This is a genomic window from Myceligenerans halotolerans, from assembly GCF_054782975.1.
This window is the reverse complement of record NZ_BAAGRL010000027.1, coordinates 85,037-99,245: the sequence shown is the minus strand read 5'-3', so window position 1 is coordinate 99,245 and position 14,209 is coordinate 85,037. Positions and strand designations below refer to the sequence as shown.

The following is a 14,209-nucleotide window of genomic DNA, read 5'->3' as shown; positions in this document are numbered from 1 at the left end:
CCCGGTCACCGCACCCCTGGAAACCAACTAATCCAGTCTCCACGAAACCCGGGGCTTGACAGTACTACCTGCTGGGCCTGCGGGCATCACACACCATCGGCGACACGCGGTTCGGCGCGAAGATCCTCTCTGGCATGGCCCGCCAGATGCTCTACATGAAGCGGCCTTCTGACGCGCTGGAGATGATCCGCATGGCCCAGGACGGGACACGACACACCGCCGGACCTCGCCTGCGATCCATGCTCCAGGTCCGTGAGGCATGGGCGTACGCCGCCATGGGACGCGGTGCCGCGTTCCGCCGCGCCACCGACCAGGCACATGACTCGCTCAGCGCTGCTGGCTCGGAGGACGACGAACCACACTGGATCGCGTACTTCGACGAGGCCGAGCTACGCGGCACGATCGGCGGCAGATACCTCGACCTTGCCCACCATGACCCGCGCGCGCACGCCGAGACCGCACTGACCGAGATCGGCGCCGCACTGGCGCGGCGAGGCCCCGAGGCCGGGCGCAGTCATGCCCTGGACCGCATCGGACTGGCCGAATGCCACTTCCTCCTGGGTGACCTCTCGACAGCGGTCGATGAGACTCATCGCTCCGTGGACATCACCCTCACATCCCGATCCTCCCGCGTCCGGGAAAAACTCTCCGAGTTGTACGACCACACCACCAGCGCCAAGCAGAACTCCGCAGTGCGAGACGCCCGCGAACGCATACGCACCGCCTTGACACGCTGAACCCGCCCTAGATCCCTGACCGGAAGGACTCCCTCCCGTGGTGACGATCGCCGTGACCGGCCACATGGACCTCTCCCCCGACAGCATCCCGCTCGTGCGCGCGGCACTCGACGAAACGCTCACCCCGCTGACAGCCGCAGGCGAGGTCACGGGAGTCTCGTGCATTGCGCGCGGCGCGGACACACTGTTCGCCGAAGCCGTCCTGGCAGCAGGCGGGCGGCTCGTAGCGGTCATCCCGTCCCAGGACTACCGGCAGACCAAGGTGAAGCCGGACCACGCCCCCACCTTCGACACACTCATCGAGGCCGCAGCCGACGTCGCGGTGATGCCGTTCACCTCGGCCAACCGCGACGCCTACGAGGCAGCCAACAAGATCCTCATCGAACGAGCCGACCGCCTTGTCGCGGTCTGGGACGGCCAACCGTCCACCGGCAAGGGCGGCACCGCGGACACCGTCACCCAGGCCCGAGCCGCCGGAGTTCCCGTCGACGTCATCTGGCCCGACGGAGCCTCCAGGAGCCAGTGACCGGTATCCCCAGACGTGCCTGCGACCGGCCCAGCGACGCACATCAGAAAAGCGCGTCCTGACCATTGGCGTCAGGCGGGAGCGGGGTGCCGATAGGGGACCCGGTCGATGCGGGCATCGCGCCGTCCGGGTATGCCCCCTCGTCGTCCCGGTCCGAGCCGTCCGCGCCGTCCGCCGTACTGCCGTCGAACCGGAACGCCGCACGGCCGAGGCCGCGCTCCGCGAGGAGCGGCTCGACCCTCGCCCACAGCCAGTCCTGGTAGCGGCGGTCGGCGTACGCGCGGTCGCCGAAGACACGGCGATAACCCGCCGCGTGCTGCGGGAACTCGCGTCGGAGCCACTCCAGGTACCACTCCCGGGCGCCCGGGCGCAGGTGCAGCGGGAGCACGGTCGCGCCCGTGGCGCCCGCCTCCGCCACGGCGTCGAGCAGGCGGGCGAGATGGTCCCGGGAGTCGGTGAGCCAGGGCAGCACGGGCGCGACCATGACCCCGCACGGCAGGCCGGCGTCGCGGGCCGCACGGATCAGCGCGAGCCGAGTACGGGGCGTCGGAGTTCCGGGCTCGACCCGCTGCTGGAGCTCCTCGTCGGCGAACGCGAGGGAGACACCCAGCCCGACCTCGACGCGCTCCGCCGCCTCCGCGAGCAGCGGCAGGTCCCGGCGCAGCAGCGTGCCCTTGGTGAGGATCGAGAACGGCGTGCCGGAGTCCGCCAGGGCCGAAATGATCCCGGGCATGAGCCGGTACCGGCCCTCCGCGCGCTGGTACGGGTCGGTGTTGGTGCCGAGCGCGACGGACTCGTGACTCCAGGAGGGCTTGGTCACCTCCGCTCGCAGCACCTCGTCCACGTTGACCTTGACGACCACCTGGGAGTCGAAGTCCGCGCCGGCGTCCAGGTCGAGGTAGGTGTGCGAGCCGCGCGCGTAGCAGTTGTGGCTGATCACACCGTTCGCGACGAAGTCGCCGGTGCCCGTGGTGATGTCGACCATGTCGGTCTCGTATCCCAGGTCCTCGACGGACACCACGGTCCGGCCGGGAGAGGTCCGCACCAGCCGGCCGACGACGTCGACGGGCGGGGCGTCCGGGCGCTCGGAGCCCTTCCGCACGCCATCGGAGCCGATGCCCACGAGCCCGTCCCCGGGACGCAGCACCGGCCGTGTGACGGGCGCGGCATCCGGGCCGGACGGCGCTCCGCTGGACGTCGGACCGCTGGACGGCAGGTGCTCGGAAGGCGAGCGTCCCGAGGGCGCGCGCCCGGAGGGTGCATCCTCTGAGGGCGAGGATGCGACGTACCGCCAGCCGTCACCCGTGAGGAATCGGTGGTCGCCGCTCGCGACGAGCGTGGTGCCGTCGGCCGTCGTGACGCGGTAGGCGCGCTTCACCGTGCGCCACGCATCCCGGACGTCGGTCTCGACCAGCACGCGGCGGCCGCCGTCGGGCAGCGTGCCGATGACCCGGTCCCCCGGGACGAGGTCCCCGATGGGACGCCACGTGCCATCGCCGAGCAGTACCGGCGTTTCCGGCGTCACGCAGTACACACATGCGTGACTGCAGCCCCGGTACGGGTTCACGGTCCAGCGGAACGGCATCCGTGAGGCGGACGGGACCTTCGACAGCGCGCTCCTGGCGACGACCTCGTGGAACGTGACGCCGTCGAACTCGGGACTGCGGACCGTACGAACCAGCCCGGCCGTACGCAGCGCGGGAAGCTCGAGCCCCGGCAGCGCGCCGTCATCCGTGGTGAGTTCCTGCCTTGCCCATCGCACACAGATATTCGAACACATGTTCCCATCGTTGGCAATTCTTCGACCGCGATATACGCCCCAGGCGGCAGAACGGACGACAGTGGCGCGGGACCCTGATCAGGGTCCCGCGCCACTGTCGTCCGTTCTGCCGCCGTCTACTCCGAGGGCGCGGGGACCACGCGTGGGTGCAGGTCCTCGGCAGGGGGCTCCCACGTACCCGCGTCGGCGTCGGCCTGGTCGCCCGAGCGGATGTCCTTGACCGAGCCCGCGAGCCCGGCCCCGGTGGACGCTCGCGACCCGGCGTCGTCGGCCACGTCCCCGGGCTCGCCCGGGAACCAGACGAACGGGATGCCGCGACGGTCCGCGTACTTGATCTGCTTCCCGAACTTCGCGGCGGCCGGGGCCACCTCGCACGGGATCCCCCGCCCCCGCAGAGCGGCCGCGACGGCGTCCGACGCCGGCCGGGTCTCCTCCGCGCCGACGGCGACCAGCACCGCCGTCGGCACGCTGCGGGTGGCCGTGACCAGACCGCCCGACAGCAGCCGCGACACGAGCCGGCTGACGCCGATCGACAGGCCGACACCCGGGTAGGTGTTCTTCCCGTCCGACGCCAGCGTGTCGTACCGGCCGCCGGAGCAGACCGATCCGAGCTGCTCGTGCCCCACCAGCACGGTCTCGTAGACGGAGCCGGTGTAGTAGTCGAGCCCCCGGGCGATCTTCAGGTCCGCGACAACGACGCCGGGCGCCCTCCGCCCCGCGGCCACGACGAGCGCCTCGAGCTCGGCGAGCCCCGTGGTCAGGAGTTCCGTCACCGCGCCGTACGACTCGGCGAGCGCGCGCACCTCCGCGATCACGGACGCGTCGGACCCGCTGATGCCCGCGAGCGCCAGGCACGCCTTGGCCTGGTCCTCGCTCGCGCCGCACTCGTCGACGAGGAGCGTGGCCACCTGCTCGGGGCCGATCTTGTCGAGCTTGTCGATCTGCCGGAGCACGCCCTCGGCGTCGGACAGGCCGATGCCGCGGTAGAACCCCTCGGCGACCTTGCGGTTGTTGACGAGGATCCGGACGGGCGGCAGGCCGATCTCGCGCAGGGCGCCGAACGCGTCGGCCATGACGAGGGGGACCTCGACCTCGTAGTGGTACGGGAGGTCGCCGGAGCCGACGACGTCGATGTCGGCCTGCGTGAACTCACGGAACCGGCCGTCCTGGGGGCGCTCGCCGCGCCACACCCTCTGGATCTGGTAGCGCTTGAACGGGAAGGCGAGCTTGCCGGCGTTCTCCAGCACGTAGCGCGCGAACGGCACGGTGAGGTCGAAGTGGAGGCCGAGTTGCTTGTCGCTCCGCTCTCGCTGATCGGTCTCGCCGAGGTCCTGGAGGCGCGAGAGCACGTAGACCTCCTTGGAGGTCTCGCCTTTGCGCAGCAGCTGGTCGAGCGGTTCGACGGCCCGGGTCTCGATACCGGTGAATCCGTGCAGCTCGAAGGTGCGGCGCAGGACGTCGAGCACGTGCTGCTCGACGATGCGACCTTGCGGGAGCCATTCGGGGAATCCGGAGAGAGGTGCGATACGGGCCATGCGTCAGATCTTCCCACGGCAGGCGGACATCGGGCCTGGGCTTTCCACAGGACAGGTGCCGGTCACGGTGCGGAGGGATGCAGTTCACCCCTGCCCGGCGCGGCCCAGGCAGAATGTCCTGGCCTGCGATGCCTACACTGTCCCCGCACGGACTGCAATGGCCCAGGGTCCCACGGTGACCCGTCCCACGCGGGACCCGTGCCCCCGGATGAGCAGCGAGCGGAGAGGAGCCCGGCGACGGTGTCGACCAGCAAGCAGCGCCAGAGCGCCCAGCAGGCCAGGAAGCAGCAGGCGAGGCAGGAGCAGCGCCGAGCCGCCCGGAGGGCACGCCAGCGGCGCGTGACGGCGCTGGTCGCGGGCCTGGCGGCGCTGGCCCTGGTGGCGACGTTCGTGGTCGCCGCGCTGGTGAACACGAGGCCCGACGAGGCGGCCGCCGAGGCCGGCCGGTGCGATCCGGGCACCACCGATGCCCGCGAGGGCCATGAGCTGCCCGACGTCGACGTCGCCGAGGACCGCACGTGGACGGTCACGCTGCACACCTGCGCGACGGGCACCGACCAGGACATCACGCTCGAGCTCGACGGCGCTGCGGCGCCGCAGGCGGTGGCCAGCTTCGTGACGCTCGCGGCCGACGGCTACTTCGACGGCACCGGCTGCCACCGGCTGACGACCTCGGGCATCTACGTGCTGCAGTGCGGCGACCCGACGTTCACCGGCGCGGGCGGCCCGGGCTACGAGTTCGGGCCCATCGAGAACGCCCCGCAGGACGACGTCTACCCGGCCGGGACGGTCGCGATGGCGCGTCAGGGCGGCAACGGCGAGTCGATGGGCTCCCAGTTCTTCCTCGTGTACGAGGACTCCCAGATCCCGTCGGACGAAGCCGGCGGATACACGGTCTTCGGGGAGATCACATCCGGCCTGGACGTCGTCCGGGCAGTCGCGGACGAGGGTGTGGCCGACAGCGCCACGGACGGCGCACCTGCCGGCCCCGTCACCATCGAAGGAGTTGAGACCCAGTGAGCGAGAGCACCGAGCAGGGAAGCGGACCCGTCGAGGACGTGGCCGCCACCGAGCCCGTGGCCGAAACTCCCGAGACGCCCGCGGCCGAGGAGACCTCGACCCAGGAACCGGCATCTGAGGCCACAACAGCGGAGGAAGCCACGGCGGAGCCGGCCACCGAGGCGGCGGCCGACGAGCCCGCGGCAGAGCCTGCGCCGAAGGACACGGCCGCCGAGGAGCCCGGGGTGGAACCGGCCCCTGAGGCGACGGCGACCGAGGAGGAGCCTGCGGCGGAGCCCTCCGCCGAGGCGTCACAGGCCGAGGAAGAGTCCGCAGCTGAGCCGGCCACCGAGGCGCCGCAGGCCGAGGAAGAGCCCGCGGCAGAGCCCGCCACCGAAGCGGCACAGGCCGAGGAAGAGCCGACCGGCGAGCCGGCTGCGGCTGACGAGGAGCCCGCCACCGAACCGGCCGCTGAGTCGGCAGGGGCCGCAGAGGCCGCAGAGCCGACAGAGGCCGCTGAGCCGGCGGAGGCGCCGGCCGAGGACGCCTCGACGCCTGCCGAGGCGGCGACGGAACCGGAAGCGGCGACGTCCGAACCGGAGGGCGACGCAGCGGCGGAAGCGCCCGAGAGCGCGGCGACGAAGATCGAGCCGACCGAGGAGCCAGAGGGCGAGGCCGCGCAGTCGGAGGCGGCGCAGGCCGCGGCCGCCCCCGCCCCGAAGCCCGACATCCCGAAGCCGTCGGCGATCCCTTCGCCCGCCGCGCTGGCCAGGCCGCGTCCCCCGAAGCCCGGCGCCCCGCATCCGGCGGCTCCGGGTGGTCGGCCCGCGGCTGCCGCCGCGCAGTCCGCGCCCGCCGCGGCGCCGGCGCCCGTCGTGCCCGTGGTGGACGACGCCGCCGCGACCGCCGAGGCGGAGAAGCACGGTCGTGTGGCCGAGGACGGCACCGTGTACGTTGTCGAGAAGTCCGGTGAGCGCGCCGTCGGCCAGTTCCCGGGTGTCGGCACCTCCGAGGCGCTCAGCCTCTACGTGCGGCGCTACCTCGACCTCGTCGCCAAGGTGACGCTGTTCGAGACCCGGCTCGACAGTGCCGACCTGTCGGTCAAGGAGATCGACCAGACGCTCGCCAAGCTCGCCGAGGAAACGGCCGAGCCGGCCGCCGTCGGCGATCTGGACAGCCTGCGTTCCCGGGTCGACGGCCTGAAGGACCGTGCGGCCGAGCGCCGGGCGGCGCTGGAGACGGAGCGTGCCGCCGCCAAGGCGGAGGCCGTCAAGGCGCGCGAGGCCATCGTCGAGGCGGCCGAGAAGATCGCCGGTACCGATCCGAGCAAGATGCAGTGGCGTCCCGCCGGGGAGGAGCTGCGCGCGCTCCTGGACCGCTGGAAGGCGGCGCAGCGCGGCGGTCCGCGGATCGACCGGGGCACGGAGGAGTCGCTCTGGAAGCGGTTCAGCCACGCCCGCACCGCCTTCGACCGCGAGCGCCGGCACTTCTTCGCCGACCTGGAGCAGCGGAACAAGGAGGCCAAGGCCGTCAAGGAGCTGCTGGTCTCGGAGGCCGAGGCGCTGTCGGACAGCACCGACTGGGGCTACACGGCGGGGGCGTACCGCGACCTGATGTCGCGCTGGAAGGCCGCGGGCCGCGCGTCCCGCAAGGAGGACGACGCCCTGTGGGCGCGGTTCCGGGCGGCGCAGGACAGGTTCTTCCAGGCCCGGGACGCCGCGAACGCGGCGATCGACGCAGAGTACGGGGAGAACCTCAAGGTCAAGGAGGAGCTGCTCGTCGAGGCGGAGAGGCTGGTCCCGGTCAAGAACCTGGCGTCCGCCAAGCGGGCGCTGCGCGGTATCCAGGACCGCTGGGACGCGGCCGGCAAGGTGCCGCGTCGTGACATCCAGCGCGTCGAGAACCGCATGCGAGCGGTGGAGAACGCGATCCGCGACGCGGAGCAGGAGCAGTGGCGCCGCAGCAATCCGGAGACGAAGGCCCGCGCCGAGGGGGCTGCCGCGCAGCTCGAGTCGGCGATCGCCGACCTGGAGTCCGATCTCGAGTCCGCCCGTGCCAAGGGCGACGACCGCAAGGTCTCGGAGCTCGAGTCCTCCCTGGCCGCGCGCAAGTCGTGGCTGGAGCAGGTCGTCCGGGCCGCCGAGGACAGCACGGCCTGACCCGGCGGTGCCCGGGCGGCTCCGGGCGGCGCGGAACCCTGGGCGGGGCCCCGGCAACCTGTGGACAACGGGTGCCGGGGCCCTGTCGTCCTAGGCTGGTGCGGTGCGACTCGCCCAACTGCTCGACACGCGCCCGTCGCCCGTGCCGCTGGTGGTCACCCCGGCGCGCGTGGGCGGCCCGGCGGCGTGGCAGGATCTGTTGCGGCGTGGCGCGCTCACGATCCTGCGCGACGCGCCCCTGGACACCGCCGGCGCGGTGGCTGTCCCGGCCGGCGTGCGGGTGACGCCCACGCACCGGGCGCTCGCCCTGGTCGCGTCGTCGGGCGGCATGCTCCCGGCCCGTGCCGTCCTGGCGGGCGGGTCGGCGGCGTGGGTGCACACCGGCCTGCGCGACGGGGTGCCCGCCCCGCGGCTGGCCGCCGACGCGGGTCTCCCGGAGCTGGCGCACGACGCCGGGGTCCGCCGCCCGGAAGTTCCCGCGGGCACGATCCTGCGATGCTCGCCCGGCCTGGCACGCGACACGATCGCCCTGGGCGGAGTTCCCGTCGCGACGCCCGCGCGTACCGCCGTGGACGTCGCCTGCCGCGTCCCGTTCGAGCATGCCGTGCCGGTCCTGATCGCCCTCGCGGCGGGGAGCGCGGATCTCGCCCCGGTGGATCTGAACCTGGTGGAACGCGCGCTGGAGGCGCGCCGCCGCGTCGTCGGCCGCCCTGCCGCCCGCCGGGCTATCGCCGCGGCGAGCTCGCGGGCGACGCTTCCGCTCGCGTCGGTGCCGTGACTCGACGGGCGCCGTCAACACGGGTCCGTCGGCGCGGGTCCGTCGGCGCAGCTCGGTGACCGCCGGTCCGTCGGTACCTGGACGTCAACGCGTCGCCGCCGCCCGGCCGGCTCCTCGGAGGACGGGCCCGCACGGGTGACCGTTCAGCGCACCCGGTCCTTGTCGCGGCTCGGCTGGACGCGCTTGGGCTCGCCCGGCTGCTTCGGGTACTCCGGAGGGTACGGGAGGTCGCCCAGCCCGTCCGCCTCGTCCTGGTCGGCGAGGTCCAGCGCGGGGCGCAGATCGCAGTCGAGCGCGGGATCGCGATCGGCCCGCAACGGCGCGAACAGGTCTCCCAGCTCGGCCAGCCTGCCGGGGGCGGTGCGGACGTCGAAGTCGTCGGGGTGTACCTGGTCCACCTCGTCCCAGGCCAGCGGCATGGAGACGGTCGCGCGGGCGTTGGCGCGGATGGACCAGGCCGACGCGATCGTGCGGTCGCGGGCCATCTGGTTGTAGTCCACGAAGACCTTCTCGCCGCGTTCCTCCTTCCACCACTTCGTGGTGACCTGGTCCGGCAGGCGCCGCTCCAGTTCGCGCCCGACGGCGATCGTGGCGCGGCGGGCCTGGGTGAACGTCCACTCCGGCGCGAGCGGCACGAACACGTGCAGCCCGCGCCCGCCCGAGGTCTTGGGATAGCCGGTCATGCCGAGTTCCTCCAGCAGCTCGCGCAGGTGCGGCGCGACGGCCGCGGCGCTCTCGTAGTCGGTGCCGGGCTGCGGGTCGAGGTCGATGCGGAGCTGGTCGACGCGCTCGGTGGCGTCGTCGTCGGGCCCGCGCCGTACCGGCCACGGGTGGAACGTGAGCGTGCCGATCTGTGCCGCCCACACCGCGACGGCGGGCTCGGTGGGGCAGATCTCGTCGGCGGTGCGGCCTGACGGGAACGCGATCCGGGCGGTCTCGACCCAGTCCGGGGCCCCCTTGGGGATGCGCTTCTGGTAGAACGCGTCACCGTGGCTGTCGGAGCGCGTGGCCATCACCGCCTCGGGGAACCATCCCTTCGGCCAGCGCTCCAGGGTGGTGGGCCGGTGCAGCAGGGCGCCGGTGATGCCGTCGGCGACGTCGGCGAAGTAGCGCACGACGTCGAGCTTGGTCAGCCCGGGGCCGGCATCGGACGGGGGGAACACCACCCGGTCGGGCGACGAGACACGCACGGTACGGCCGGCGACGTCGATCTCGACCGCCTTCGCCTTCTTCGCTGGAGCCATGGCCCCAACGTACGCCGGGTGACCGACATCGACGAGGGGTACGGCGGAGGGTCCGGGCGCGCGCCGCGACCCAGGACTCAGCGGGCCGTGCCCGGCGCGCCGGGCAGCAGCTCGCTCAGGTCGAAGCGGACGGGTTCGACCAGCTGTTCGTAGGTGCATGACGCCGGTTCCCGGTCCGGCCGCCAGCGCTTGAACTGCGTGGTGTGCCGGAACCGGGTGCCCTCCATGTGGTCGTAGCCCACCTCCAGCACGCGCTCGGGGCGCAGGGGCGTGAAGGACAGGTCCTTGCCGCCCGTCCACCGGGACACGGCCCCGGGCAGCCTGTCGCCGGCCTCGGCGACCGGCAGCGCCTTGGCCGGGTCGGCCCAGCCGCTCCACGGGTGCTCGTCCCCCTCGGGGGTGCCCGGCACGACCACGAGGTCCGCCAGCTCGGTGACCAGGGCCGCCCGCCTCGCCTCCGGGAACGACGCCGCCACCCCCACGAACTGCAGGTAGGCACCCGCGCCGCCACGGTCGTCGTCGTACAGCCCGAGGAGGAGAGAGCCGAGCAGCGGGCGCTCGGGGGTCGAGGTCTTGTGGAGGCGGTACCCGGCGAGGACGACGTCGGCGGTGCGGGAGTGCTTGATCTTCGCCATGGCGCGCTTGTTCGGCTGGTAGGTGCCGTCCAGCGGCTTGGCGATCACGCCGTCGAGGCCGGCGCCCTCGAAGACCTCGAACCACTCGTTCGCGACCGCGGCGTCGAGGGTCCGGGGCGTGGCGAAGACGAGCGGGCCGGTCAGGCCCAGGCCGTCCAGGACCGCGAGCCGGTCGGCGAGCGGACGCTCCAGCAGGTCGTCGTCGCCCACGGCGAGCACGTCGAACACGACCAGCGCCGCGGGCGTCGTCTCCGCGAGCATGTTCACGCGCGAAGCCGCCGGGTGGATCCGCTGGGACAGCAGCTCGAAGTTCAGGTGTGACCTGGTCCCGTCGTCACCGGCGGGCACCTGCGCGATGACGATCTCGCCGTCGACGACGCAGCGCTCCGGAAGCGCGTCGCGCACCGCCGCGACCACGTCCGGGAAGTACCGTTCCATCGGCTTGCCCGTGCGCGAGCCGATGTGCACGTGGTCGCCGTCGCGGTAGACGATCGCGCGGAAGCCGTCCCACTTCGGCTCGTAGACGTACGACTGCGGTTGCGGCTGAGCGGGCACCGTCGCCACGCTCTTGGCCAGCATGGGCTTGATCGGAGGCTGTACCGGCAGGTTCAGGATCTCGGCGGACATGGCCCCAGCATCGCGCACGACGCGAGCCGCCGCCGAGTCGATCGCCAGGTGCGCGTGTCGGCAGGCTCCGGGCGTCGGTGCGCCCGGCGCGGGTCACACCGGCAGCTGGGGGCGCTCCACCGGCTTGGTGCCCGTGATGCGGTGGACGTCGAAGACGCCCTCGACCTTGCGTACCGCCGCCAGGACCTGGGTCAGGTGGCCCGGCTCGGCCATCTCGAAGATGAAGCGGGACACGGCCAGTCGGTCGCTGGACGTGGAGACGAACGCGGAGAGGATGTTCACGTGGTAGTCGGACAGGACGCGTGTCACGTCCGACAGCAGCCGGGACCGGTCCAGCGCCTCCACCTGGATCTGGACCAGGAACATCGTGTTCGCGCCGGCGGTCCACTCCACCTCGACCAGACGCTCGGGCTGCTTGCGCAGTCCCTCCAGGTTCACGCAGTCCACGCGGTGCACGCTCACGCCCTGACCGCGGGTCACGAACCCGACGATCTCGTCGCCCGGCACCGGGGTACAGCACTTGGCGAGCTTGACCCACACGTCCGTGGTGTCCGAGCCCTTCAGCACGACGCCCGGGTCGCCGGTGCGGACCCGCCGCGGCGCGCGGTTGCCCGCACCCGGCCGCGCAGCCTCGGCCACGTCCTCGGTGGCGCCCTCGTCCCCGCCGAGGGCCTTGACCAGCTTCTCCACGACGTGCGCCGCGGACACGTGCCCCTCGCCCACCGCCGCGTACAGGGCGGACACGTCGGGGTAGCGCATCTCGTCCGCGAGCCCGACGAGCGTCTCGTGCGTCATGAGTCGCTGGATCGGCAGGCCCTGCTTGCGCATCGCCTTCGCGATCGACTCCTTGCCGGTCTCGATCGCCTCCTCGCGGCGCTCCTTGGTGAACCAGGCGCGGATCTTGTTGCGGGCACGCGGGGACTTCACGAACGCCAGCCAGTCGTGGCTCGGCCCGGCCGTCTCGGACTTCGAGGTGAGGACCGCGACGACGTCGCCGTTCTCGAGCGTGGAGTCCAGCGGGACCAGGCGTCCGTTCACGCGGGCGCCCATGGTCCGGTGCCCCACCTCGGTATGCACGGCGTAGGCGAAGTCCACGGGGGTGGCGCCGGCCGGGAGCGGCATCACGTCACCCTTGGGCGTGAAGACGTAGACCTCGTCGCCGCCGATCTCGAAGCGCAGCGAGTCGAGGAACTCCGACGGGTCCGCCGTCTCCTTCTGCCAGTCCACGAGCTGGCGTAGCCACGCCATGTCCTGGGCGTGGGTGTCCTCCTTGGCCTGCTGGCCGCCGCCGTTGCGGTCCTTGTACTTCCAGTGCGCGGCCACGCCGTACTCCGCACGGCGGTGCATGTCGTGCGTCCGGATCTGGATCTCCACGGGCTTGCCACCCGGGCCGATCACCGTCGTGTGCAGCGACTGGTACATGTTGAACTTCGGCATCGCGATGTAGTCCTTGAACCGGCCGGGAACCGGGTTCCATCGCGCGTGCATGGCGCCGAGCGCCGCGTAGCAGTCGCGCACCGTGTCCACCAGGATGCGCGTGCCCACCAGGTCGTAGATCTCCGTGAAGTCGTGGCCGCGGACGATCATCTTCTGGTAGATCGAGTAGTAGTGCTTCGGGCGGCCCATCACCGACGCCTTGATCTTCGCCGAGCGCAGGTCCGACTCGATCTGCCCCCTGACCACGCTCAGGTACTCCTCGCGGGCCGGGGCGCGTTCGGAGACCAGGTGCACGATCTCGTCGTAGACCTTGGGGTACAGGTTCTGGAAGGAGAGATCCTCCAGCTCCCACTTGATCGTGTTCATCCCGAGGCGGTGCGCCAGCGGGGCATAGATCTCGAGCGTCTCGCGGGCCTTCTTCTCCGCCTTGTGCGCGGGCACGTACTTCCAGGTGCGCGCGTTGTGCAGGCGGTCGGACAGCTTGATGACCAGCACGCGGATGTCCTTGGCCATCGCCACGACCATCTTGCGCACGGTCTCGGCCTGCGCGGCGTCGCCGTACTTCACCTTGTCGAGCTTGGTCACGCCGTCCACGAGCAGCGCGACGTCGTCACCGAAGTCGGCGCGGAGCTGATCGAGGGCGTAGTCCGTGTCCTCGACCGTGTCGTGCAGGAGCGCCGCCGCGATGGTGGTGCCCTCGAAACCGAGCTCGGCCAGGATCGTGGAGACCGCCACGGGATGCGTGATGTACGGATCGCCGCTCTTGCGCATCTGGCCGCGGTGCGCCTGCTCCGCGGTGACGTAGGCGCGCTCGATGAGCGCCAGGTCGGACCGCGGGTGGTTGCTGCGGATCACCTGCAGCAGGGGCTCGATGGCGGCGGGCGTCGTGGAGCCGGCACGCGCTCCGAACCGGGCCAGGCGGTGACGCAGGCCAGGTGCCGTGGTCGGCGTGGAGGCCGGCGCGGGCGAGGCGTCGTTCTCGGCCATGTGCATGCCTCCTTTGCGCCGGTAAGATGGCTCAGTCTAACGGCCGTGTGGTCTGACCCGGGCCTTCACCTCATTCCTGCGCGGGTCCGACTCGCAGGAGAGTAGTCACTTCGTGACCGTCGAGCCTCTCACGGCCGTGAAGCGCGGCGAGCTCGAGCAGAAAGGCCAGTCCGGCGACCACTCCGCCGCCGCGCCGTACGAGATCCGCGGCGGCGGCGGCCGTGCCGCCGGTAGCCAGGACATCGTCTACGAGAAGAACACGGGAACCCGCCTGAAGTGTTCCCGACCGCAGCTCGATCGACGCCGAGCCGTACTCCAGGTCGTAGTCGACCCGCTCGACCGGGGGCGGGAGCTTGCCCGCCTTGCGCAGGGGCAGGAAGCCGACGCCGAGCTTCGTGGCGAGCGGGGCCCCGAACAGGAACCCCCGCGCCTCCATACCGGCTACCAGGTCGACCTGCCCGAGCCCCGCGACCGCGACAGCAAATCCGTCGACGACGTCGGCCAGCCCGGACGCGTCCGCCAGCAGCGGCATGATGTCACGGAAGAGGATGCCCTCGGCCGGGTAGTCGGGAACGTCTCGGATCAGGGAGCGCACACGCGCCGCACGCTCCGGTGAAAGACCGGAGAGTGCGGAGAGAGCGATGTCGTCGGTCACGGGACGTGAGCCTACCGGGCGGGTACGACAGGGCCACGCGAGCAGTCCGGCATGCGACGTGGGACCCTCCCGGCGCGCTCGGCCCGCCGGGAGGGTCCGCCTCCTGAAGC

The 14,209-nt window shown here is 72.1% G+C and carries 11 protein-coding genes; 5 read left to right on the top strand and 6 right to left on the bottom strand.

The window, feature by feature from the left end:
- Window positions 1-134 precede the first annotated feature (134 nt).
- Window positions 135-737 (top strand): hypothetical protein, encoded by a 603-nt coding sequence (locus ACYVK5_RS18365; RefSeq protein WP_460707401.1) that lies wholly within the window; start codon window positions 135-137, stop codon window positions 735-737.
- A 37-nt stretch (window positions 738-774) separates the two neighbouring features.
- Window positions 775-1,263 carry a hypothetical protein gene (locus ACYVK5_RS18360; RefSeq protein ID WP_460707400.1) on the top strand — a complete coding sequence of 163 codons (489 nt, stop codon included), beginning with the start codon at window positions 775-777 and terminating at the stop codon, window positions 1,261-1,263.
- Window positions 1,264-1,306: 43 nt separating this feature from the next.
- Here ACYVK5_RS18360 and ACYVK5_RS18355 read toward each other — a convergent pair whose 3' ends face one another.
- Window positions 1,307-3,025, bottom strand: coding sequence for an Rv2578c family radical SAM protein (locus ACYVK5_RS18355; RefSeq protein WP_460707399.1), 1,719 nt, complete (start codon window positions 3,023-3,025; stop codon window positions 1,307-1,309).
- 134 nt (window positions 3,026-3,159) lie between these two features.
- Window positions 3,160-4,578: a histidine--tRNA ligase gene (hisS, locus tag ACYVK5_RS18350; RefSeq protein WP_460707398.1), complete on the bottom strand. Its 1,419-nt coding sequence runs from the start codon at window positions 4,576-4,578 to the stop codon at window positions 3,160-3,162.
- A 240-nt stretch (window positions 4,579-4,818) separates the two neighbouring features.
- Here hisS and ACYVK5_RS18345 point away from each other — a divergent pair, with 240 nt between their 5' ends.
- From ACYVK5_RS18345 to ACYVK5_RS18335, 3 genes are all read left to right on the top strand, one after another.
- Window positions 4,819-5,598: a peptidylprolyl isomerase gene (locus ACYVK5_RS18345; protein ID WP_460707397.1), complete on the top strand. Its 780-nt coding sequence runs from the start codon at window positions 4,819-4,821 to the stop codon at window positions 5,596-5,598.
- Window positions 5,595-7,736: a DUF349 domain-containing protein gene (locus ACYVK5_RS18340; RefSeq protein WP_460707396.1), complete on the top strand. Its 2,142-nt coding sequence runs from the start codon at window positions 5,595-5,597 to the stop codon at window positions 7,734-7,736. Before ACYVK5_RS18345 ends, ACYVK5_RS18340 begins: the two co-directional genes overlap by 4 nt.
- Before the next feature lie 103 nt (window positions 7,737-7,839).
- Window positions 7,840-8,514, top strand: a complete 675-nt coding sequence (locus ACYVK5_RS18335) for a hypothetical protein (protein ID WP_460707395.1) — start codon at window positions 7,840-7,842, stop codon at window positions 8,512-8,514.
- A gap of 143 nt (window positions 8,515-8,657) precedes the next feature.
- On the opposite strand, the gene ACYVK5_RS18330 is transcribed toward ACYVK5_RS18335, so the two are convergent.
- From ACYVK5_RS18330 to ACYVK5_RS18315, 4 genes are all read right to left on the bottom strand, one after another.
- The gene (locus tag ACYVK5_RS18330; RefSeq protein WP_460707394.1) at window positions 8,658-9,758 is read right to left on the bottom strand and encodes a DNA polymerase domain-containing protein; all 1,101 of its coding nucleotides are present in this window, start codon (window positions 9,756-9,758) and stop codon (window positions 8,658-8,660) included.
- Window positions 9,759-9,835: 77 nt separating this feature from the next.
- The gene (locus tag ACYVK5_RS18325; RefSeq protein WP_460707404.1) at window positions 9,836-11,005 is read right to left on the bottom strand and encodes an ATP-dependent DNA ligase; all 1,170 of its coding nucleotides are present in this window, start codon (window positions 11,003-11,005) and stop codon (window positions 9,836-9,838) included.
- Between the two features lie 108 nt (window positions 11,006-11,113).
- Complete coding sequence (locus ACYVK5_RS18320) at window positions 11,114-13,444, bottom strand: RelA/SpoT family protein (protein WP_460707393.1); 2,331 nt, start codon at window positions 13,442-13,444, stop codon at window positions 11,114-11,116.
- A gap of 70 nt (window positions 13,445-13,514) precedes the next feature.
- On the bottom strand, window positions 13,515-14,099 hold the full coding sequence (locus tag ACYVK5_RS18315) for an adenine phosphoribosyltransferase (RefSeq protein WP_460707392.1): 585 nt from the start codon (window positions 14,097-14,099) through the stop codon (window positions 13,515-13,517).
- Between the last annotated feature and the right edge of the window lie 110 nt (window positions 14,100-14,209).

What these genes read in the sequence shown, in the direction of transcription:
- hisS (WP_460707398.1), bottom strand. Translation starts at nt 4,578, where the DNA reads ATGGCCCGTATCGCACCTCTCTCCGGATTCCCCGAATGGCTCCCGCAA.
- ACYVK5_RS18330 (WP_460707394.1), bottom strand. Translation starts at nt 9,758, where the DNA reads ATGGCTCCAGCGAAGAAGGCGAAGGCGGTCGAGATCGACGTCGCCGGC.
- ACYVK5_RS18320 (WP_460707393.1), bottom strand. Translation starts at nt 13,444, where the DNA reads ATGGCCGAGAACGACGCCTCGCCCGCGCCGGCCTCCACGCCGACCACG.
- ACYVK5_RS18365 (WP_460707401.1), top strand. Translation starts at nt 135, where the DNA reads ATGGCCCGCCAGATGCTCTACATGAAGCGGCCTTCTGACGCGCTGGAG.